The sequence below is a fragment of the Pseudomonas fluorescens HK44 genome (assembly GCF_000217955.3).
GTDB classification, from domain to species: domain Bacteria; phylum Pseudomonadota; class Gammaproteobacteria; order Pseudomonadales; family Pseudomonadaceae; genus Aquipseudomonas; species Aquipseudomonas fluorescens_AQ.
Genome location: NZ_AFOY02000015.1, coordinates 321,724 through 343,212, shown reverse-complemented (window position 1 = coordinate 343,212; position 21,489 = coordinate 321,724). Strand labels below are relative to the sequence as shown.

Sequence of the window (21,489 nt, the reverse complement as noted above, 5' to 3'; positions counted from 1 at the left end):
CCCGCGAGCCAGCACCATCAGGCCAGCAACTTACGTTCGTCTTTACCGTACTTGAGCGATTTCTCGTCCGGGATCATCAGACCGGTGTGCTCGTCGCGCCCTTGCAGGATGAAACGGGCGTCCGGCTTGCCCAACTGGGCGGCAGCCTGCTGGCTGTCGGCACCAATCTCGCCCTTCTTCATGCGGTTGACGATCACGCCCACCGCCGTGTCGTTGAAGTCGCGCAGCATCCACGCATCACCGTCGCTGTCACCGGCCACCAGCACCGGGCCGTAGCCCTTCTGTTTCACCAGTACATTCTTGATGCCGACGGTCTTGCCCGGCCCGTAATTGAAGTGCCAGTCCGGTTGATAGCGACTGGTGTACTTACCGTCTTCCATCGCCATGCGCAGGCCGATCACGTTCTCGGGCGGTACGCCATAGCCGTAATTGGAGTGGCCGGCGAACACGCGCACCACGTCGTCGATCGAGGCGGTGCTGACGTAGACGTCGATGCCGTTGGCGCGCAACGTGTGCATCAGGCCACGGATTTCCTCATGGATACGGATGCCATGAAAATGCGTGTCCGCCACCACCCCAGCCTTGCCCGGCAACGTGCGTGAACTCTCGTACTTGACCTTGCGCAGCGCGTCGCCCATGGCGTAGTTGTTGGAGGCCTCGGCCATCGCCTGCAACTCGGCCGTGGTCATGTTCTTGTAGAAGTACAGAATCCACTTGTAGCCGATCTCCACCGGGTAGCTGTCGCAGATCGCGTCGTACATGAAGTAGAGCTTGGCGAGAAAATCCTTGTACTGCTCGCTGGCCTGGATCTCTTCCAGGCTTTTGTCGCCGGCAAGCCCTTTGTAGTTGGCGTGCAACCAGCGGTAGTCAGCTTCCACGTCGCTGGCGATGTCCTCCATGGTGACCGGCTTGCCGTCCACCGTGGTGTAGTCCTTCATGAACGCGCCGTTCGGCACGTCCTGGCGCAGCACGGTAGCGAACTCATCGGGCGTCAGCTTGTACTGCAAATGATTGATCTGGTAGACCAGCAGCGCTTCTTCACAGTCATTCATGATGCAGGTGTTGTCCCAGTCGAACACCGCGTACGGGCGCTGATCAGGACGATAGGACGCGCTTTTGACGCCGTGCTGGTCGATCACCGCCTGCAGGCGCTGGGTGTTCAGTGGCGACCAGCGCGCCGGATCCAGCGCATTCGGTGTGGCCGAGGGCGTGGCGGCTTGCGTTATACGGGAGGACAACAACAGCGGGGTTACGACGGAAACAGTAGCGAGGGTGTTCAGAAACTGGCGACGCTGCATGGTATAGCTCCTACTTCTAGACGATAGGTTACAACCGAGGCGATGGCGAAAGCGTGTTTCGAAATGCGGACGAGGGGGGAAAACCGTCCCGCGATGAGGCTAACTTCAAATACACATAAATACAATATTGCCACAATATTACATTTTAATGATTCGCAGACCGCGCCTGTCCCATGCTGATGCGGACCGGGGCGAACTTGACAGTGACCCACGCCCCTCCACAATGCGTGCTCGGACAGCAACTCAAACAGCAGGGACACCCGGCATGTGGCAAGAAGAGCGTTACCAGCGAATCCGCGCACTGCTTTCGACCTTGCAGCGCGTCACCACCGACCGCATCGTTACGGAGCTGAATGTTTCACGCGAGACCGTGCGGCGCGATCTGGTCGCTCTGGAAGACCTCGGGGAGTTGAAGCGGATACACGGCGGAGCCATTCGCGTCGAAGACGAAGCCCCCATCGCCGAGCGGGCGCACAGTAACGTCAAATTCAAGCGTGACCTCGCGCGTGCAGCGGTCGGCCTGCTGTCGCACGGACAGACCGTGTTTATCGACGCGGGCACCACCACTGTCATTCTTGCCGAAGAGCTGGCCAAACTGGGCGGGCTGACCGTGATCACCAACTCGTTCAACGTGGCGCTGCAATTGCGTAACCCCGCTGCGTCGGGCGCTCAGCACAACGAGGTAATCGTATTGGGCGGTTCACTCGACGACCGTGCTCCCGCCACGGTTGGCGGCACCACGGTGGCGGAGATTGGCCGCTATCGGGCCGACCTCGCGCTGTTGTCGCCCGTCGGCATCGACGCCCAGCGCGGTGCCAGCAACTACGACCACCGTGAAGCCGAAGTGGCCCGCGCCATGGCCGAGCATGCCGAGCGCGTGGTTATCCTGGCCGACTACAGCAAGATCGGTGTGGAGAGCCGCGTAGCCTTCTGTCCACCAGAGCGTATTGACGTGCTCATCACCAACCACAAGGCCAGCACTGAAGCGGCGTTCGCTGCACTGAACGCCAAACTGAAACACATTGTCCTCGCGTAGCTCAAATCGGTGATGTTTCTCTACTGCAAGAGTGATGACGGACCTGGCTCAGTGTCCCGCCAGCCGGCTGCAGAAAACCGAGCAAGGCCTGCCGTGTGTCATGCCAGGCCGCCGGATGCTCCATATCGAGGAAGTGCCCGGTGTTCCTGATCGTGTGGAACCGGGCCTGACGGGCATGAGCGGCAAAAAGCCGGGCATCTTCCACCGAGGTGTACTCATCCCATTCGCCGTTGACGAACAACAACGGGACTTCGATCGCGTCGGCACAGACAGCGTAGCAATGGATGTCCTGAGTCAGGATCTCGTTGACGTGAAAATGCATTTGCCGGTATTCATGCTCGGCCAGGCTGCTGACATGCCGGTGATTAAAACGTTTGAACAACGATGGCAGGTGCTTGCCGATGGTGCTGTTGATCAAGTGCCCGACATTGAGCCGATCACAGGCCTGGAGAAAATTCAGGCCGCTCTCCAGGTAATCGCGCATCGGCGTATTGATCCGCGCTGCAAATGAATTGATCACTGCCTTCTCGATTCGTCGCGGCCGCTGGGCCAGTGCCAGCAAGGTAACCGCACCGCCCCAGGAAAAGGACAGCACGTGGTGCACGGAAAAATGTTCGATCAATTCCAGCAGTATCTGCGCCTCGTCTTCCTTTCGGATCGGTTGGCCATGGAGGTTGTGTTGTCTCGACTGACCGGCGTAAGGCTGGTCGTAGAGCACCACATTGAATCGCGGCTGCAGGTAACGCACCGTTTGCGCAAAGGATGCGGTAGTTGCCAGCGAGCCGTTGACTAGAATGATGGTCTTGTCAGCGGCGGCGTTGAGATAGTGCTCGGTATAAACCTTGTACTTCTTGCAAATCTCGACGATGGCAGTTTTCGGCATCATGTCATTTTCTTCCCTGGACAAATTGAACTAAGCGCACAGCGTGAGCGACTGCCCGAACGGTCTTTGTGACTGATAAGTCACTGACTGACCAGAGGTTCAGAGTTAAGCAGGGATTTTCCCGTCTGCAAGAGCCCGAACGAGTTATTTCGTCGATCTGCAGCAAGACAATCCCGGACGCTCAAGCCCGACGCAGAAGCCTCGCTCGGGTTCACCGCCATCGCATCCCGCCCTAGGCCCATGGGAAGATGTTTGCCGCCTTGAGCTACGCTTCGCTGATGGTCGCCGTCGCCTTTGCCGGTGGTCTGCAACTGATCGGCATCGGAGTGTTGGGTAAATATCCGTGCAGAACCTGCATCGATTCAAAGCGCCTAGCGGTTTTTCTGGTGCGCCGGGTCTACACCACCAAGGACTGAACCATGGATCTCAAGGAAATCGACATTCTCGGTTCAAGCATCGGCCAGCATTGGTATTACCGTTCGAAAGCCACGGCGATGACTCGTCTGTTGGGTGATACCCCCGTCAAAAGGATTCTCGACATCGGCGCCGGCTCCGGCTTTTTCACCCATCATCTGCTGACCCGGACAACCGCCACCGAAGCCTGGTGCGTGGATATCAGCTATGAGACAGACTCGGACACCACAACCGCCGGTAAACCGCTGCACTACCGTCGTTCGATTGATTCAGTGGATGCCGATCTGGTGCTGTTGATGGACGTGCTGGAGCATGTCGATGACGACCTCGGATTACTCAAGGCCTATGTCGATAAAGTCCCGTCCGGCAGCCGTTTCCTGATGACGGTGCCGGCGTTCCAGCTGCTCTGGAGCGGGCACGATGAGTTTCTTGAACACAAGCGTCGCTACACGTTGCCACAACTGGAAGCGGTGGCCAGGAGCGCCGGTTTGACGGTGATGCAAGGGGCCTATTACTTCGCTCTGGTGTTCCCGATTGCGGCGATCCTGCGGTTGCTGCCCATAGGCGCACAACCGCCGACGCCACGCTCGCAACTCAAGCGCCATCATCCGCTGGTCAATACGCTGCTGAAGACGCTGTGCAGCATCGAACTTCCGTTCATGGGCGTAAACCGCCTGGCCGGTCTGCCTGTGTTTTGTCTGGCTCGCAAGCCGTGACCTCGGCTGAACAGTCAGCGTTGGTCAACGGCGTGGCGTTCAGCAAAGTGACCCCTTGAAGATCAGGAGCGAACCACCGAACCCGAGACCGGCAGATTGCCCAGCAGGTTGAGTCCCGTGATCTTCACAAAAGTCTCGTAGTCCACCGGCTTCTCAATGCGGGTTTGCGCGTTAGGCAGCACATAAGCCCAGGCACGTTTGGACGAAGCATCGTAAACCAGTTTGAACAGACGGTCAGGCACCCAGACCTTGTTGTCGCCAATGGTGGTATGACCTGCATCAAAGAGCGGACCGGTGAAGACAAAGACATTGCCATCGGCGCGCTTCGCGAACTTTCTGACATCAGACTCGACCTTGCTCCAGATCTTCCGGTTATTGGTCGGGTCTTGCGGCACCATGTTCGACAGTGCAAAGGACTGGGCCATTGCATGCGGATTCGGTGCATCGGCTGCCGGGGACTGATGGCCACGATCCACTGCCGGATGTTGGCCACGGTAGTCGCTCAACTCCGCCCGCCCGTCCTTGGGAATGCGTGGGTCCGGATAGAACTGATTGGTTCGCTCCTCTCCCTTGGCATCCGCCAGCTGGGCCGAATTCAGACGCTCAACCACAACCAACGGAGTCTTGCTGGTTTGCGAATACAGCACCGCAAAGTTGTCGGAACACAGGGCCAAGGGCTTCATCGTTGCCGGCACACTGGCCATGCTGATCGGCCTGGCTGCCGGGAACAGGTCTGCGCACCCATCAAACGATGCCTGTTGCTGCTTGCTGGAATACAGGTCAATCGCCGCGTTCTGGCTGATGGAGCCTGAACGGTGCCCTTGTTCCTCATGCTGGCTGGGCGGCTTGAGGAAATCCAGCAGGTTGCGAGCTTCTGCCGTGCCGGTCGAGAACAAAACAAGGGCCGACAGCCCCACTGCCATTTTGCGTAGGTTCATGCTTGGAATCTTTGAGTTGGATTGAGGGAGGATACTGGCGGCAAAGCCCGGAAATCGTCGGCACGAAAAAAGAGGCCAATGGCTCTTTTTTCAATGCGGACAACATAATAACGAGACTCGCAGCTAGCGTCTGACCCATTGAAATCAAAGGAGTTTCTTTTACTCCAAAAACAGCAATGGACATGACCCGCAAAGACGTGACCGACGACACTGAAAGCCCGGGAAACCTTCCCCGGGCTTTTTCGTTTGTGCGTCGCAAGCCCCTTTTCCTGAACAGCAGAACGAGATCCATCGCCTGCTTGGCATTTATGCGCGGGTGAAGTACCGCAACGCTACCACCGAGACCCTGCGCGAACTGCTGGCAATCCCGACCTTTACACCGACCACACCGACAACGAGTTCAAGACTCTCGGGCAGTTGCCGAAGCGCTGATCCACCTTTCGGACCCGCTATTGTGGCGGGTCCACCTTTTCGATGGTCTTGACATCCGGGTGCTACCCGAGCAACTGACTCAACACCGCGCGCAACTTTCCGGGTTTGACCGGTTTGTTCAGCAGCGGCGTGCCGAGTCGTTGCAAGGCGCGGCGGCACTGATCACTGCGGTCTGCGGTGATGATCACTGCGGGAATGGCGGCGGCGAAATGCTCGCGCAGGTGGCGAATCACGTCGCAGCCGATGACCCCATGGTCCAGGTGGAAATCCGCCAGAATCAATTCCGGCGCCCGCCCCTGCAAGGCCAGCAGCGCAGCGTTCTCGTCGGTTGCCGTCACCACCTCGCAGCCCCACTGGCCGAGCAATGCGCTCATGCTGTCGAGGATGCTCACTTCGTTGTCCAGCACCAGCAGACGACGGCCCGGCAACGGGTTGCCGGTACTCGGCTGCGGCACCGCCTGATGGATGGGCAGCGGCACTTGCTCGCCGATCGGCACCTGGATGCTGAACATCGAACCGCGTCCTGGCAACGAGTGGACCTCGACCTTGTGCTCGAGAATTCTCGCGATACGCTCGACAATTGCCAGTCCCAACCCCACGCCCTTGCGGTCGGCGGCACGTCCGACGTCCAGTTGGTTGAACTCCAGGAAGATCGAGTCCAGGCGGTCGGCGGGAATACCGCGACCGGTGTCCCAGACTTCCAGGCGCAGGCTCTTGCCCCGTCGCCGGGCGCCCAACAGGATGCTGCCCCGCTCGGTATAGCGACAGGCATTGCTGAGCAAGTTGCGCATGATCCGCGACATCAGCCGCAGGTCGGTGTGGATGGCGAAATTGCCCATGTGTACCCGCAGGTTCAACCCGGCCGCTCCGGCCACCGACTGGAACTCCGAGACCAACGGGCCCAGCAGTTCATCGAGGCGATACAGGGCGATGTCCGGCTTGACCGCGGCCTGATCGAGACGGGATATATCCAACAGATCGGTGAGCAGGTCTTCGGCACCTTCCAGCGCTTGATGGGTGCGCTCGACCAGCACCTGCTCAACGCTGGGCAACGGGCGCTCGCGTAAGGTGGAGATCAACAAGCGGGCTGCGTTCAACGGTTGTAGCAAGTCGTGGCTGGCGGCGGCCAGGTATTTGTCCTTGCTGCTGTTGGCCGCCTGCGCCGCATCCCGTGCATCGCGCAAGGCCTGCTCGACCTGCTCGCGCTGGGCGATCTGCTGTTGCAGGTTGCGGTTGGCTTCGAGCAATTCATCGGTGCGTGCGGTGACCCGTTGTTCCAGCTCATCGTTGAGTGTCTGCAAGCGTTGCTGGGCCAGTTTGCGCTCGGTGATATCGGCGACGAAACCTTCCACCAGGCCCTCCTGATCCGGCTTGAGCAGCAGGTTCATCAACACATCGATATGGCTGCCGTCCTTGCGTCGCAGTTGGGTTTCATAACCCAGCAGGCTGCGTTGAGCTTGCAGGGTCTCAGCGATGTCCTGCACTTCCTGCGCATCGCCGACGAACAACTGGCTTGCCAGATCGGCTCGGGAGAACAGCACTTCCTGAGGTGTCTCGTAACCCAGCATGTGCGCCAGCGCCGGGTTGGCGGCGAGCATGCCCTGTTGCAGGCTGGCCTGGAAAATTCCATGGACTGCGTTTTCGAACAACCATTTGTAGCGGTTGCGTTCGGCTTCCAGATCGTCGAGACGGGCCGCGAGCTCCGGGTAATGACTCTTGCGCGCCGAATGATTGCCCAGCCCCAGCAATCCGGTCAGCGCCCGTTGTTGCTCGTCAGAGTGCTTCGCCATAGACGACCTCGACATCACGCTGGCTCGACTCGCGGGGGTTGGTGAGAATGCACGGGTCATCCATTGCATGCTGGGACAGGAACGGAATGTCAGACGTGCCGACTCCGTGCAGACCCAGGGTTTCATGGAAGCCAATGGCGTGTTTCAGAGCGATCAGGTGCTCCACCAGGCGCCCACAGATCTGCCGATGATTGAGGCCCCGGCAGTCGATGCCGAAGGTCTCGGCGATCACTTTGAAACGCTCCGGTGCCGAGCTGTAATTGAACGCCACGACATGTTCCACCAGCACCGCGTTGCACAAGCCATGAGGCAGGTCGAGGAAACCGCCCAGGCTGTGGGACATGGCGTGCACCGCGCCGAGAATCGCGTTGGAGAACGCCAGGCCGGCCTGCATGCTGCCCAGCATGATTTTTTCACGCAGGGCGATATCCGTCGGGTTGGCGATCATCTGTACCAGATTGCCGTTGATCAGCCGCATGGCCTCCAGCGCATGGGGGTCGGTCAACGGGCCATGACCGGTGGAGACAAAGGCCTCGATAGCGTGCACCAAGGCATCGATGCCGGTACAGGCCGACAGAAACGGGTCCATGCTCAGGGTGGTTTCCGGGTCGATCAGCGACACGTCCGGCACCACGGCCTTGCTGACGATGGAGAACTTCATCCGTTCCTGCTGGTTGGAAATGATCACGAACTGTGAAACATCCGCCGAGGTGCCGGCGGTGGTGGGGATCAGGATCAGCGGCGGACTCGGTACGCGGATCATGTCCACGCCCTCGAACTCGAGAATGCTGCGACCGTGGGCGACGACGATGCCGATACCCTTGCCGCAATCCATGGGGCTGCCGCCACCTACGGCGACGATCACATCGCAGTGGTTTTCACGGTAGATTTCGGCCCCCCGCATGACCTCTTCGACCCTGGGGTTGGGCGACACGGCGCTGTACAGGCAATAGTCGATGCCAAGGGCCTGCAGGCTGGCCTCGACATCGGCAACCCAGCCGGCGGCGATCACGCCGGGGTCGCTGACCACCAACACCTTGCGCGCGCCGAAGGTCTTGGCATAGTTGCCGACGTTATGCCGACAGCCGGAACCGAAAATGATTTCAGGTGAAACGAATTTACGCAGCTGGCTGAGACTCTGGCTCATTGGAAAGCCTGTTTTTATTGTTTTGGAAGGTAACGGCCAGCCTAAAGCATCCCGCTGCGAATGCAATCAGACCAAAGGGTAGCCCGCGCCTCAGCCGCGAAAGATCAACTGCGATGCCTTCTCGTTGCGCAAGGTCAGCTGCTCGATCCCCTGCCCCGGCGCTTCGGCTTGACGGCGGGCCTCGAGGATCTTGCCATGGTGCGGTGACTTGCTGCACACGGGGTCCGCATTGGCGGCATCGCCGGTGAGCATGAACGCCTGGCAACGGCAGCCACCCAGGTCCTGGTGTTTTTCATCGCAGGAACGACAGGGCTCGGTCATCCACTCATCGCCGCGAAAGCGATTGAAACCGAAGGAGTCGTTCCAGATGTGCTCGATGCTGTGGTCACGCACATTGGGAAACTGCACCGGCAACTGACGGGCGCTATGGCACGGCAACGCGGTGCCGTCAGGGGTGATATCGAGAAACAGGTTGGCCCAGCCGTTCATACAGGTCTTGGGGCGTTCTTCGTAGTAGTCCGGGGTGACGAAGATCAGCTTGCAGGGGTGGCCCTGCTGCTCCAGGCGCTGGCGATACTCGTTGGTGATGCGTTCGGCACGCTGCAACTGCTCACGGGTCGGTAACAGGCCGACGCGGTTAAGTTCGGCCCAACCGTAGAACTGGCAGGTGGCCAATTCGACGAAATCCGCCTCCAGCTCCAGGCACAGCTCGATGATCTGTCCGATCTGATCGATGTTGTGCCGATGGGTGACGAAGTTCAGCACCATCGGATAGCCCTGGGCCTTCACCGCCCGGGCCATCGCCAGCTTCTGGGCAAATGCCTTGCGCGAGCCGGCGAGCATGTTGTTGACTGCCTCGTCGGCGGCCTGGAAGCTGATCTGGATATGGTCCAGTCCGGCCTCCTTGAACTGCCGGACCTTGCGCGCGGTCAGGCCGATCCCCGAGGTGATGAGGTTGGTGTAATAGCCCATGTCCCGGGCGGCCTTGATCAGCTCAGCCAGGTCCTGTCGTACCAACGGTTCGCCACCGGAAAACCCCAGTTGCGCAGCGCCCATGTCCCGGGCCTCGCGGAACACGCGGATCCACTCGGCAGTGCTCAATTCCTCGCCGTGCCCGGCAAAGTCCAAGGGGTTGGAACAATACGGGCATTGCAACGGGCAGCGATAAGTCAGTTCCGCCAGCAGCCACAGCGGCGGGCCCGGACGCAGGTCATTCAATCCAGAATTGAGCATGGGCCACCTCCAGAAACGCCAGCACATCTTCATCGATCCCCGGCACCCCGGGGAAACGCGCCGCCAGTTGCTCGATGATCGACGTCACATTGCGCTGACCGTCCACCAGGCTGAGGATCTCGCCGGCACTGCGGTTGAGTTTGATCATGCCTTCCGGGTAGAGCAGCACATGGCAATCCTGACGTGCTTCCCACTGCAGGCGAAAGCCACGGCGCAGTGCCGGTGACAGTTGACGTTCGATGCCGCTCACAGAACGATCCCCCGATGCCAGACCGCTTCGCGGGTGACGCTGTGGTACGGCGGGCGCTCCAGTTCATAGGCCATGCTCATGGCATCGAGCATGCTCCACAGCACGTCGAGCTTGAATTGCAGAATCTCCAGCATCCGCTGCTGCCCCTCACGCGTGACGTAATGCGCCAGGGTAATGCGCAAGCCATGCTCGACATCACGCCGCGCCTGGCTCAAGCGTGTGCGGAAGTACTCGTAGCCGGCAGGGTCGATCCACGGGTAGTGCTGCGGCCAGGCGTCGAGTCGGGATTGATGGATCTGCGGTGCAAAGAGTTCAGTGAGCGAGCTGCTGGCCGCCTCCTGCCAACAGGCGCGACGGGCAAAATTGACGTAGGCATCCACCGCAAAGCGCACCCCCGGCAGGACCATTTCCTGGGACAGCATCTGCTCACGCGCCAGTCCCACCGCCTCCCCCAGCCGCAGCCAGGCCTCGATTCCGCCCTCGCTGCCGGGAACGCCGTCGTGGTCGACAAGGCGCTGCAGCCATTCCCGACGCACGTCGCGATCCGGGCAATTGGCCAGAATCGCCGCATCCTTGAGCGGAATGTTGACCTGATAATAGAAGCGATTGGCGACCCAGCCCTGGATCTGCTCACGCGTGGCACGCCCGGCGTACATCGCCTGATGGAACGGATGGTGAATATGGTAATAGGCGCCCTTGGCGCGCAGTGCCTGTTCGAACTCGGCGGGGGCCAGTGGGGTATCAGTCATCTCGGTTCTCCGGGGGAACGGTGGGAGCAACGCTTTCACAACTCGATGCTCATGCCGTCATAGGCCACTTCAACGTTGCGCCGTGCCAGTTCGGCGCGTTCGGCCGAGTCTTCGTCGAGGATCGGGTTGGTGTTATTGATATGGATGAGAATCTTGCGTTGACGGGCAAACCCCTCCAGCACGTCGAGCATGCCGCCGGGGCCGCTTTGTGACAGGTGGCCCATCTCGCTGCCCAGGCTCTGGCCGACTTCGCACAGGCGCATTTCATCGTCGCGCCACAGCGTGCCGTCGAGCAGCAGGCAGTCGGCGCGCTGCATCCAGCCCAGTACCTCGGCATCGACTTCGCCCAGGCCCGGGGCATAGAACAGGCTGGCGCCACTGCGCAGGTCCTCGATGAACAGGCCGATGGTGTCGCCCGGTTGCGGGTTGCCGCGATTGGGCGAATACGGGGGTGCGTTGCTGCGCAACGGAATCGCCCGCCAGGACAGATGCCGGCAGGCAGCAATGTGAAAAGGTGTGCTGTCCAGCCCGACGGGCTGCCACTGCAAACCGCCATTCCAATGGCTGAGCATGTTGAACAAAGGGAAACCGCTGCTCAGGTCCTGATGAACCCGCTCGGTGCACCAGACCTGATGCGGGCAGCCTTCGCGCAGGCTGAGCAAACCGGTGCAATGGTCGATCTGGCTGTCCAGCAGCACGACCCCGGCAATCGCCGTATCACGCAAGCGGCGCGCCGGTTGCAGGGGGGCGAAGCTCTCGAGCTGGGTGCGGATGTCCGGTGAGGCATTGCACAAAACCCAGTCCACGCCATCGTCACTCAAGGCAATCGACGACTGGGTACGAGGCTGCGCCCTCAGGCGGCCATTACGCATGCCGCTGCACTGGCGACAGTTGCAGTTCCATTGCGGAAAACCACCGCCAGCGGCGGAACCAAGAATGCGGATATGCATGGACAGTGCTCCCGACAAGAGGCCCGGCCACCGCGCGGATGGCCGGACGAAACATCAACGATTGGCGAAATACATCGTCACTTCGAAGCCAATACGCAGGTCGGTAAACGCGGGTTTAGTCCACATGGGTCAATCCTCTTCTTGTGCCGGTGCATTCCGGTAGAGGCATTAATACACGCGAGGACTGGCGTCCGAATGCTACTTTCGAAGGAGGCGGTGGGGTGCCTTGGTAGGGGGTGTCGCGCAGATACTGGAACCCTACAAAACCAATGTGGGAGCGAGCCTGCTCGCGATAGCGGACTAACAGTCAACATCAATATCGACTGTACTGGCCTCATCGCGAGCAGGCTCGCTCCCACAGGGTTTGTGGCGTTTTTGCGGGTCAGAAGAAGCCCAGCGGGTTGATGTCGTAGCTCACCAGCAGGTTTTTGGTCTGTTGGTAGTGGTCGAGCATCATTTTGTGGGTTTCACGGCCAACGCCGGACTTCTTGTAGCCACCAAACGCGGCGTGGGCCGGGTACAGGTGGTAGCAGTTGGTCCAGACGCGACCGGCCTTGATCGCCCGACCCATGCGGTAGGCGCGGTTGATGTCGCGGGTCCACAGGCCGGCACCGAGGCCGAACTCGCTGTCGTTGGCAATCGCCAGGGCTTCGGCTTCGTCCTTGAACGTGGTAACACCCACCACCGGACCAAAGATTTCTTCCTGGAACACGCGCATTTTGTTGTGGCCCTTGAGCAGGGTCGGCTGAATGTAATACCCGCTCGACAGATCGCCTTCAAGACGTTCAGCCGCACCGCCGGTCAGCAGCTCGGCGCCCTCCTCCTGAGCGATTTTCAGGTACGAGAGGATCTTGTCGTATTGCTGCTCGGACGCCTGGGCGCCGACCATGGTGTCGGTGTCCAGCGGGTTGCCGCGTTTGATCTTGACGATCTTCTTCATGACCTCGGCCATGAACGGTTCGTAGATCGACTCCTGCACCAGCGCGCGGGATGGGCAAGTGCAGACTTCGCCCTGGTTGAAGAACGCCAGCACCAGGCCTTCAGCAGCTTTTTCGATGAACTCGGGCTCTGCCTGCATGATGTCGGCGAAGAAAATGTTCGGCGACTTGCCGCCCAGTTCCACAGTGGACGGGATGATGTTCTCGGCGGCGCACTTCATGATGTGCGAACCCACCGGGGTGGACCCGGTGAAGGCAATCTTGGCGATACGCTTACTGGTGGCCAGGGCCTCGCCGGCTTCGCGGCCAAAGCCCTGGACGATGTTCAGCACGCCCGGTGGCAGCAAATCAGCGATCAACTCGGCGAAGACCATGATCGACAGCGGCGTCTGCTCGGCCGGCTTGAGGACGATGCAGTTACCGGCGGCCAGGGCCGGAGCGAGTTTCCAGGCGGCCATCAGCAGCGGGAAGTTCCACGGGATGATCTGCCCGACCACGCCCAGCGGTTCGTGAAAATGGTAAGCGGTGGTCAGTTCGTTGATCTCGGCGGCGCCACCTTCCTGGGCACGGATGCAGCCGGCGAAGTAGCGGAAATGGTCTGCCGCCAGCGGTACATCGGCGTTGAGGGTTTCGCGCACAGCCTTGCCGTTGTCCCAGGTTTCGGTCACCGCGAGCACTTCGAGGTTCTGTTCGATGCGGTCGGCGATTTTCAGCAGCACCAGCGAGCGATCCTGAGCCGAGGTCTTGCCCCAGGCGTCGGCAGCGGCATGGGCGGCGTCCAGGGCCTTGTCGATGTCTTCAGCGGTGGAACGCGGGAACTCGGCAATCGGCTGGCCATTGACCGGTGAAGTCGTGGTGAAGTACTGGCCTTTGACCGGGGCGACAAACTCACCGCCGATGAAATTGCCGTAGCGGGCCTTGAAGGAAACGACGGCGCCGGGTGTTCCGGGTTGAGCGTAGATCATGATGAACCTCTGCTGGGTCGAGGCCTGTCGGTCAACAGGCGATAGACCGATAGTAGAGAGCCCCACAGCCCGGACGAATGCGCCGTTGGCAGGGGGACTCTCGTCATTTGGTCGTAGTTTTGCCCTTGGGGTATTCAGCCTTCCCCTCGGTTCAGATCAATGCTTGGCAACCAGGTCCTTGGGCAGTTTGAAGGTCCAGAGCATGCCGCCCTGGTTGAAGTCCTTGACCCGCTTGGCCACTTCGCCCCCCCACAACGGGACAGCACCGCCCCAGCCGGACAGTACCGAGACGTACTGCTCGCCATCCATCTCCCAGGTAATCGGCGAGCCGAGCACGCCGGAGCCGGTCTGGAACTCCCAGACTTTTTCCCCGGTCTTGGCGTTGAAGGCCTGCAGGAAGCCTTCCGGCGTACCGGTAAACACCAGGTTGCCCTTGGTGGTCAGCACCCCGCCCCAGAGCGGCGCGTAGTTCTTGTGCCGCCAGACTTCCTTGCCGGTTTTCGGGTCAATGGCGCGCAGCACGCCGATGTAGTCTTCATTCAACGGCTTGATAGTGAAACCGGCGCCCAGAAACGCCGCACCTTTCTTGTAGGCGATGCCTTCGTTCCAGATATCCATGCCCCATTCGTTGGACGGCACATAGAACAGCCCGGTGTCCTGGTTGTAGGCCATGGGCATCCAGTTTTTTGCACCGAGGAAAGCCGGCGCGACAAACACCGAACTGCCTTTTTCTTCACTACCCGGCGCGCCCGGGCGGCTGGCTTCGTTGTAAATAGGCCGACCGTCCTTGTCCAGCCCGCTGGCCCAGGTGATTTTGTCGACAAACGGGAAGCCTCGGATGAACTTGCCGTTGGTGCGGTCCAGTACGTAGAAGAAGCCGTTGCGGTCAGCGGTGGCCGCTGCCTTGATCTCTTTGCCGCCGTCCTTGTAGTTGAACGAGATCAGCTCGTTGACGCCGTCAAAGTCCCAGCCATCGTGCGGAGTGCTCTGGAAGTGCCACTTGATGGTGCCGTCGTCCGGGTTCAGCGCCAGACGCGATGAGGAATAGAGGTTGTCGCCAGGGCGCAGGTGGGAGTTCCACGGTGCCGGGTTGCCGGTACCGAACAGCAGCAGATTGGTTTCCGGATCGTAGTAGCCGCCGAGCCAGGGCGCGGCACCGCCGGTTTTCCAGAGGTCACCCGGCCAGGTCTTGCCGGCTTCTCCCCCGGAGATGCCGTTCTCGACGGCCTTGCCGTCCTTGTAGACGTACCCCATATGTCCTTCGACCGTTGGCCGGGTCCACAGCAGGTCACCGTTTTTCGGGTTATAGGCTTCGATCTTGCCCACCACCCCGAACTCGCCGCCGGCCACGCCGGTGATCAGCTTGCCGTTGACTACCAGCGGTGCGGCGCTGATGGAGTAGCCTTCCTTGTGGTCGGCCACTTTCTTGCTCCAGACCACTTTGCCGGTGTCCTTGTTCAGGGCCACGAGCTTGGCGTCCAGGGTGCCGAAAATCACCAGGTCGTCGTACAGCGCCACACCTCGGTTGATCACATCGCAGCACGGGCGGATGTCGTCCGGCAGGCGTGCATCGTACTGCCAGAGTTTCTTGCCGGTGTGGGCATCCACCGCAAACACCCGCGAGTAGGATCCGGTCATGTACATCACGCCATCCTTGATCATCGGCTGCGCCTGCTGACCGCGCTGCTTTTCACCGCCGAACGAAAAGGCCCAGACCGGGCGCAGTTCCTTCACGTTATTGACATTGAGGATATCCAGCGGACTGTAGCGCTGCCCCTGGACGCCGAGGCCGTTGGTGACGACCTGCCCGGGGTTTTTCGGGTCCTGGAGAATGTCCTGATCGGTGACGGCGGCCAGGGCCGAGCCAGACAGCAACATGGCACTGAGCAGCACACTGAGGGCGAAGGGTTGACGACGTACGGGGTGGGTCATGACGGCTACCTCTGCGGTTATTGTTGTACCCGGAAATTTCTCCGGTCTGACGCAGATTCTTGGGCGCCGCCGCTGGCGCAACAATTGCTCGCAGTGCGGAGATTGCTAGTTCCTTAGTACATATCGAGGATGAGGGGAGCATCAGTGCCGGTACTGCCAGCGCTCGCCAGCAGCGCAACAGCCGGCACAATAGCTATTGGTACATGTCGGGCACGTCATAGCGCAGGCCATAGCTGGCATAGATTGCCTTGAGCGTGCCGTCGTGGATCAAGCCTTCCAGCGCTTCCTCTACCGCATAGGCCAGTTGACGGTTGCTTTCATGCACCGCCATGCCGATCTCCCAGAGCTGTTTGCCCATGTTCGGGTAGGCGTTTTCTGCCAGCGCCAATTGAGGATCGGCCGCCTCGTGCACCTGCCAGTCGATCTCGCCGCGCATCGCCATCACCGCATCGACCTCGCCGGCCTTCATGGCAGCAAAGGCCTGGGGTACGCCCGGATAGTGGTGAGTACTGGCCCTGAGCATGCCGTTGAACACCGAGGTCAGGTAGAACGACGGCACACTGTCGACCTCAACCCCGATGGGGTGATGCTCGAACACCGCAACGCTGCCTACCGACTCCAGTCGACGGCGGTCGTAAGCGACTTGCCACTGCTCGTTCTGGTAAGGCCCGAACATCACCACATGGCCGTTCTCCAGCTCACCGAGTTCGTTGCGCTTTTGCGAGTAGTCACGGTCATACGGTACGCGCATCATCAGGTCGGCCAACTGCTGGTTGCGCAGTTGGCTGCCGCGCCAGATGTAGTCGCGCAAATCGTCGTCGAGCTTTTCTCCCGGCGGTGCCCAGATCAGCGTGAGACGGACACCGAGCGCCTTGGCCAGCGCCCGGGCCAGTTCAACATCGACCCCTCGTGGCGTGCCCGCGTCTTCGAAGCTGTAGGGGGCGAAATCCTTGTAGACCGCGACCTTGAGCTCCCCTTCGGCGATCATTTGGTCAAAGGTGCGGACCTGCGCCTGCACCGCCTGGCAACACAACAACACTGCACTGATGAACACCGCGAGCAGGCGCATGGGTCATTGCTCGACATGCACGCTGTCGAGGTAGGTGCGCACCGCCCACAGCGCTTCCTGGCTCAGGTAGTCGGCCATCTTCGGCATGTAGACCCGACCGTCGCGCACCGCGCCATTACGGACACGCTGAACGAACCATTCGTCACCCGCTTCACCGACATCCAGCAGGCGCAGGTCGGGGGCAATACCGCCGGACTTGGCTTCCAGGCCATGGCAGGCGGCGCAGTTCTGGTTGTAGGCCGAAGAACCGATTTCCAGAGCCTTGTCATGTTCAGGGGAGGACCGATAGGGATTCGCCGCAGCCCAGCCATCGGCATCGACCTGCACGCCGGCATCCTTGATCGAGGTCAGGCCCTTGGTTTCCACGGCCTGGGGGACCACGTTGCCATGGGCCCAGGTCGCACCGGCACCGAACAGGCCGGTCAGCAGCCCTGCAACCAGCAAGGCGTTGCGTTTTGTTGTCATTGTTTTGCCCTCAAGATTGCACGCACTACCTCTCTACAGAGGCTACGGGCTCATCTTAGGAACAGCGCTGCACGATCCGAATGCTGCTTTGGTGGCCGCCCGCTCATCCCTTGGTAGTAGGGCTTGTGGCGAAGCGACGGTCAATCGGTGGCGTACGCGACTAATACCCTGGGCTCACGGGGACCACCAGCACGGCGACAGGGCGGGCTCCGTGCAATTTGTCGACGCCGATCAGGCTCAGGATCAGCAGCAACGGCAGGAGCAATGCTTTAAGAATTCGCATGATCGTTGTGCTCCGGATGGTTGGCTGTTGCCCAAGCTAAAACCGCGCCGCACGCGGCAAGTTACGACCTTGGTACTGGCTCACTGGTACTTTCTGCATATTTCGCTGCCCTCCCGGACTTCCTATGCTGGCGCCATACGAAGTGGAGTGCCCTATGCGCCAGCTTATTGGTTACGCCCTGTTCTATTTGTTGGCGATTGCCTGCTCCGCGTTGCTGGCCACCCAGAGCCAGGCGGACGACGACCCGTTGCAAGTGCGCATCGGCTACCTCGGTTATCGTCCCGACCCAGGGCCATTGCTCTCCACTGTCATCCCCGAACCCACCGATGCGGGGCTGCGAGGTGCCGAGTTGGCAATCATCGACAGCAACAGCACCGGACGCTTTCTCAAACACGACTATCACCTGCAAAGCACCGTCGTCGACAGCCCCGAAGCGTTACTGGAAGCCGCCAAAGCCCAGCACGCTCAAGGCCTGCGATTGTTCGTGGTGAATGTGCCGCAGGACAGCCTGCGCCAGCTCAGCGCCGCCCTGCCCGACAGCCTGCTGTTCAATGCCGGCAGTGCCGATGACAGCCTGCGCAGCACCGACTGCCTGGCCAACGTGCTGCACAGTCTGCCCAGCCGCGCCATGCTGGCCGATGCACTGGTGCAGTTCATGGTGGTGCGCAAATGGCAGCGGGCGTTGCTGATCGTCGGTCAGACGCCAGAAGACCAGGCCTATGCCGCCGCTCTGCGACGGGCCATGAAGCGCTTCGGGCTGAAGATCGTCGCCGAGAAACCCTGGACGTTCGACAATGACCAGCGCCGCAGCGCCCAGGCCGACATGCCGCTGTTCACCCAGACCGCCGAATACGACGTGGTGCTGGTGGCGGATGAGCGCGGCGACTTCGGTGAATACGTCCCCTATCAGACCTGGTACCCGCGCCCCGTGGCCGGCACCCAGGGCCTGACCCCCACCGGCTGGCACCACACCGTGGAAACCTACGGGGCCGCCCAGTTGCAGAAGCGCTTCGAAGCCCTGGCCGGACGCTGGATGAACGACCGCGACTTCGCCGCCTGGGTCGCCGTGCGCAGCATCGCCAGCGCAGTCAGCAAACTGCGCCAGACCGACCCGGTCGCCATTCGCCAACTGGAACTCAGTGACCAGTTGCCACTGGACGGTTTCAAGGGCCGCAAACTCAGCTATCGCCCATGGAACGGCCAGTTGCGCCAGCCGATCCCCATCGTCCAGCCGCGAGCGCTGGTCAGCACCGCGCCCGAGGACGGCTTTTTACACCCCAGCAATGAAATGGACAGCCTGGGTTTCGACAAACCTGAAGTGAGTTGCCGCTACCCCTGATCACACCACCACAACAATAAGGAATCCGCCATGCGCCGCACCCTGCTCACTTGCGCCCTCCTGCTCGCCGCCGGGCAAGCCGTGGCGAGCACTGCCTGGGTCTCCAACGAGAAAGACAACAGCCTGAGCCTGATCGACATGCAGACGCTGCAAGTCACCGAGACCCTGCCCGTGGGCCAGCGTCCGCGCGGGCTGTTGCTGTCCCACGACAACAAATTGCTGTACATCTGCGCCAGCGACTCGGACCGGGTCCAGGTGATGGATGTGGCCACCCGCAAGATCATCAAGGAGCTGCCCTCCGGCAAGGACCCGGAGCAATTTGCCCTGCACCCCAACAACCGCTGGTTGTATGTCTCCAACGAGGACGATGCACTGGTGACGGTGATCGACACCGAAACCGCCAAGGTCCTGGGCCAGGTCAATGTTGGCGTCGAACCCGAAGGCATGGCGGTCAGCCCCGATGGCAAGTGGGCGGTCAACACCAGTGAAACCACGAACATGCTGCACTGGATCGACACCAGCACCCAGACCCTGACCGACAGCACCCTGGTGGATCAGCGGCCGCGTTTCGTCGAGTTCAATCAGGACGGTTCGCAACTCTGGGCTTCCGCCGAGATCGGCGGCACGGTGACCATTCTCGACGTGGCGACACGCAAGATCCTCAAGACCCTGAAGTTCCAGATCAAGGGCGTGCACCCGGACAAAGTACAGCCGGTGGGCGTCAAGCTCAGCGCCGACGGCAAGTACGCCTTCGTCGCACTGGGCCCGGCCAACCATGTAGCCGTCATCGATGCAAAAACCTTCGAAATCCTCGACTACCTGTTGGTGGGTCGACGCGTCTGGCAGATGTCGTTTACCCCGGACCAGCGCCAGCTGCTGGCCACCAACGGGGTCAGCGGCGATGTATCGGTGATTGATGTCAACAGCCTCAAGGTCATCAAATCGGTGAAGGTCGGACGCTACCCATGGGGCGTGGTGGTCACGCCATGAACGCCCTCGATGTCTGCGACGTGAGCTTCGCCTATGGCCCGCGCGAAGCACTGAAACAGGTCAGTTTCAGCCTGGCACCGGGGCGTTTCGCGGCACTGCTGGGGCCCAACGGCGCGGGCAAGTCAACGCTGATCGCCCTGCTCACCCGGCTCTATGACCTGCAACGCGGGGATATTCGAGTCGGCGGCTGCTCCTTGCGCAACGCCGCGCGCCCGGCCCTGCGCCAATTGGGGGTGGTGTTCCAGCAAAGCACTCTGGACCTGGACCTGAGCATTGAACAAAACCTGCGCTATCACGCGGCGCTGCAGGGTTTGTCGCGCTGCCAGAGCCAGCGGCGGGTCGATGCCGAACTGGCGCGCCAGGGCCTGAGCGAGCGCCGGCACGAACGGGTTCGTGAACTCAATGGCGGGCATCGTCGGCGAGTGGAAATTGCCCGCGCCCTGCTCCACGAACCGCGCTTGCTGCTACTGGATGAAGCCAGTGCCGGCCTCGACCCGGCCAGCCGCCTGGCGCTCAATCGGCACATTCGCACGCTGTGTCACGAACAACAGATCAGTGCGCTCTGGACCACCCACCTGCTGGACGAAGTACACCCCAACGATGACCTGCTGATCCTCCATCAGGGCCGGCTGGTCGCCAGCGGACAGGCGGACGTGCTGAGCCGGGAGCACGGCGGCGACCTTGATGCCGCTTTCGCCCGCCTCACCCCTTCACCTGGCCTCGCGGCCACTACAGGAGTCAGCACCCGATGAACGCATACTGGCGGTGTTTCAGCGGTATCGTGCTGCGCGAATGGCTGCGCTTCGTGTTGCAGCGCACGCGTTTTCTCAGCGCCCTGGTGCGCCCGCTACTGTGGCTGCTGGTGTTCGCCGCAGGTTTTCGCGCCGCCCTGGGTATCGCGATTATCGAACCCTACGACACCTACATTCCCTATGAGGTGTACATCATCCCGGGTCTGGCCTGCATGATCCTGCTGTTCAACGGCATGCAGGGCTCGCTGTCGATGGTCTACGACCGGGAGATGGGCAGCATGCGGGTGCTGCTGACCAGCCCTCTGCCGCGAGCCTTTCTGCTAGGCAGCAAACTAGTGGCCACCTCGTTGATTTCCCTGTTGCAGGTTTACGCTTTCCTCGCCATCGCCTGGCTGTACGGCGTGCAACCACCGGCGGCGGGACTGCTGCTGGCGTTACCGGTGTTGCTGCTGGTGGCCCTGATGCTCAGTGCCCTGGGGCTGCTGCTGTCCAACGCGATTCGCCAGTTGGAGAACTTTGCCGGGGTGATGAATTTCGTGATCTTCCCGCTGTTCTTCCTGTCATCGGCCCTGTACCCGTTGTGGAAGATGCTCGAGGCCAGTCAGTGGCTATACTGGCTCTGTGCCCTGAACCCGTTCACCCACGCGGTGGAGCTGGTGCGTTTTGCCCTGTACGAACGCCTCAATCCGCTGGCATTGGCGGTGTGCCTGGGGCTGACCCTGCTGTTCAGCTCGCTTGCGGTACTGACCTTCAATCCCCAGCATGCGGCATTACGCAAGGCCGGATAACCCGACTCCTACTTTAGTACTGGTTTTCTTATCTATGGTCGCATTCACAAAGCACCGTCCCTGGCATGTAATGGGCCCATGACATACAGGATGAGAGCCTGTGCCGAGTGCCTTGCGTTGCCGGCAGCCCCA

The 21,489-nt window shown here is 60.9% G+C and carries 21 protein-coding genes and 1 pseudogene; 7 read left to right on the top strand and 15 right to left on the bottom strand.

The features are described from left to right. Positions 1 to 17: 17 nt before the first annotated feature. Complete coding sequence (locus HK44_RS14330; protein WP_019690825.1) at positions 18 to 1,298, bottom strand: haloacid dehalogenase-like hydrolase; 1,281 nt, start codon at positions 1,296 to 1,298, stop codon at positions 18 to 20. A 265-nt stretch (positions 1,299 to 1,563) separates the two neighbouring features. On the opposite strand from HK44_RS14330, the gene HK44_RS14325 reads away from it, so the two are divergent. Beyond that, positions 1,564 to 2,334, top strand: a complete 771-nt coding sequence (locus tag HK44_RS14325) for a DeoR/GlpR family DNA-binding transcription regulator (protein ID WP_019690826.1) — start codon at positions 1,564 to 1,566, stop codon at positions 2,332 to 2,334. 1 nt (position 2,335) lies between these two features. On the opposite strand, the gene HK44_RS14320 is transcribed toward HK44_RS14325, so the two are convergent. Next, the gene (locus tag HK44_RS14320) at positions 2,336 to 3,220 is read right to left on the bottom strand and encodes an alpha/beta fold hydrolase (RefSeq protein ID WP_019690827.1); all 885 of its coding nucleotides are present in this window, start codon (positions 3,218 to 3,220) and stop codon (positions 2,336 to 2,338) included. Positions 3,221 to 3,483: 263 nt separating this feature from the next. Here HK44_RS14320 and HK44_RS14315 point away from each other — a divergent pair. Together HK44_RS14315 and HK44_RS14310 are read left to right on the top strand one after the other, a co-directional pair. Further along, positions 3,484 to 3,633, top strand: a pseudogene (locus tag HK44_RS14315) (glycosyltransferase); the annotation flags it as partial. A gap of 3 nt (positions 3,634 to 3,636) precedes the next feature. After that, complete coding sequence (locus HK44_RS14310; RefSeq protein ID WP_019690829.1) at positions 3,637 to 4,347, top strand: class I SAM-dependent methyltransferase; 711 nt, start codon at positions 3,637 to 3,639, stop codon at positions 4,345 to 4,347. Positions 4,348 to 4,409: 62 nt separating this feature from the next. Here HK44_RS14310 and HK44_RS14305 read toward each other — a convergent pair whose 3' ends face one another. From HK44_RS14305 to HK44_RS30165, 13 genes are all read right to left on the bottom strand, one after another. Continuing rightward, positions 4,410 to 5,285, bottom strand: coding sequence for a DNA/RNA non-specific endonuclease (locus tag HK44_RS14305; RefSeq protein WP_019690830.1), 876 nt, complete (start codon positions 5,283 to 5,285; stop codon positions 4,410 to 4,412). Between the two features lie 494 nt (positions 5,286 to 5,779). Further along, positions 5,780 to 7,507 carry a PAS domain-containing hybrid sensor histidine kinase/response regulator gene (locus HK44_RS14300; protein WP_019690831.1) on the bottom strand — a complete coding sequence of 576 codons (1,728 nt, stop codon included), beginning with the start codon at positions 7,505 to 7,507 and terminating at the stop codon, positions 5,780 to 5,782. Beyond that, on the bottom strand, positions 7,491 to 8,654 hold the full coding sequence (ercA, locus tag HK44_RS14295) for an alcohol dehydrogenase-like regulatory protein ErcA (protein ID WP_019690832.1): 1,164 nt from the start codon (positions 8,652 to 8,654) through the stop codon (positions 7,491 to 7,493). Before ercA ends, HK44_RS14300 begins: the two co-directional genes overlap by 17 nt. Positions 8,655 to 8,744: 90 nt before the next feature. After that, on the bottom strand, positions 8,745 to 9,887 hold the full coding sequence (gene pqqE / locus HK44_RS14290; protein WP_019690833.1) for a pyrroloquinoline quinone biosynthesis protein PqqE: 1,143 nt from the start codon (positions 9,885 to 9,887) through the stop codon (positions 8,745 to 8,747). After that, positions 9,865 to 10,137: a pyrroloquinoline quinone biosynthesis peptide chaperone PqqD gene (pqqD, locus tag HK44_RS14285; protein ID WP_019690834.1), complete on the bottom strand. Its 273-nt coding sequence runs from the start codon at positions 10,135 to 10,137 to the stop codon at positions 9,865 to 9,867. Before pqqD ends, pqqE begins: the two co-directional genes overlap by 23 nt. Then, complete coding sequence (gene pqqC, locus HK44_RS14280) at positions 10,134 to 10,886, bottom strand: pyrroloquinoline-quinone synthase PqqC (protein WP_019690835.1); 753 nt, start codon at positions 10,884 to 10,886, stop codon at positions 10,134 to 10,136. Before pqqC ends, pqqD begins: the two co-directional genes overlap by 4 nt. A gap of 35 nt (positions 10,887 to 10,921) precedes the next feature. Beyond that, a complete protein-coding gene (gene pqqB, locus HK44_RS14275) occupies positions 10,922 to 11,836 on the bottom strand; it encodes a pyrroloquinoline quinone biosynthesis protein PqqB (protein ID WP_019690836.1) in 915 nt (304 codons plus the stop codon). Between the two features lie 54 nt (positions 11,837 to 11,890). After that, a complete protein-coding gene (gene pqqA / locus HK44_RS14270) occupies positions 11,891 to 11,962 on the bottom strand; it encodes a pyrroloquinoline quinone precursor peptide PqqA (RefSeq protein ID WP_003253598.1) in 72 nt (23 codons plus the stop codon). A 256-nt stretch (positions 11,963 to 12,218) separates the two neighbouring features. Next, the gene (gene exaC / locus HK44_RS14265; protein ID WP_019690837.1) at positions 12,219 to 13,739 is read right to left on the bottom strand and encodes an acetaldehyde dehydrogenase ExaC; all 1,521 of its coding nucleotides are present in this window, start codon (positions 13,737 to 13,739) and stop codon (positions 12,219 to 12,221) included. Positions 13,740 to 13,895: 156 nt separating this feature from the next. Beyond that, complete coding sequence (locus HK44_RS14260) at positions 13,896 to 15,671, bottom strand: PQQ-dependent methanol/ethanol family dehydrogenase (RefSeq protein ID WP_019690838.1); 1,776 nt, start codon at positions 15,669 to 15,671, stop codon at positions 13,896 to 13,898. Positions 15,672 to 15,864: 193 nt separating this feature from the next. Then, positions 15,865 to 16,740 (bottom strand): substrate-binding periplasmic protein, encoded by an 876-nt coding sequence (locus HK44_RS14255; RefSeq protein ID WP_019690839.1) that lies wholly within the window; start codon positions 16,738 to 16,740, stop codon positions 15,865 to 15,867. 3 nt (positions 16,741 to 16,743) lie between these two features. Beyond that, on the bottom strand, positions 16,744 to 17,205 hold the full coding sequence (gene pedF, locus HK44_RS14250; RefSeq protein ID WP_019690840.1) for a cytochrome c-550 PedF: 462 nt from the start codon (positions 17,203 to 17,205) through the stop codon (positions 16,744 to 16,746). Between the two features lie 160 nt (positions 17,206 to 17,365). After that, positions 17,366 to 17,488: a hypothetical protein gene (locus tag HK44_RS30165; RefSeq protein WP_019690841.1), complete on the bottom strand. Its 123-nt coding sequence runs from the start codon at positions 17,486 to 17,488 to the stop codon at positions 17,366 to 17,368. Positions 17,489 to 17,642: 154 nt separating this feature from the next. On the opposite strand from HK44_RS30165, the gene HK44_RS14245 reads away from it, so the two are divergent. Genes HK44_RS14245 through HK44_RS14230 form a run of 4 tightly spaced genes read left to right on the top strand, consistent with a single transcriptional unit; the run spans position 17,643 to position 21,357 of the window. Continuing rightward, complete coding sequence (locus HK44_RS14245; RefSeq protein WP_019690842.1) at positions 17,643 to 18,827, top strand: ABC transporter substrate-binding protein; 1,185 nt, start codon at positions 17,643 to 17,645, stop codon at positions 18,825 to 18,827. A gap of 30 nt (positions 18,828 to 18,857) precedes the next feature. Continuing rightward, on the top strand, positions 18,858 to 19,817 hold the full coding sequence (locus tag HK44_RS14240) for a YVTN family beta-propeller repeat protein (protein WP_019690843.1): 960 nt from the start codon (positions 18,858 to 18,860) through the stop codon (positions 19,815 to 19,817). Continuing rightward, positions 19,814 to 20,569: an ABC transporter ATP-binding protein gene (locus HK44_RS14235; protein ID WP_019690844.1), complete on the top strand. Its 756-nt coding sequence runs from the start codon at positions 19,814 to 19,816 to the stop codon at positions 20,567 to 20,569. Before HK44_RS14240 ends, HK44_RS14235 begins: the two co-directional genes overlap by 4 nt. Then, positions 20,566 to 21,357 (top strand): ABC transporter permease, encoded by a 792-nt coding sequence (locus HK44_RS14230; RefSeq protein WP_019690845.1) that lies wholly within the window; start codon positions 20,566 to 20,568, stop codon positions 21,355 to 21,357. The genes HK44_RS14235 and HK44_RS14230 overlap by 4 nt, the downstream gene beginning before the upstream one ends. Positions 21,358 to 21,489: the final 132 nt, after the last annotated feature.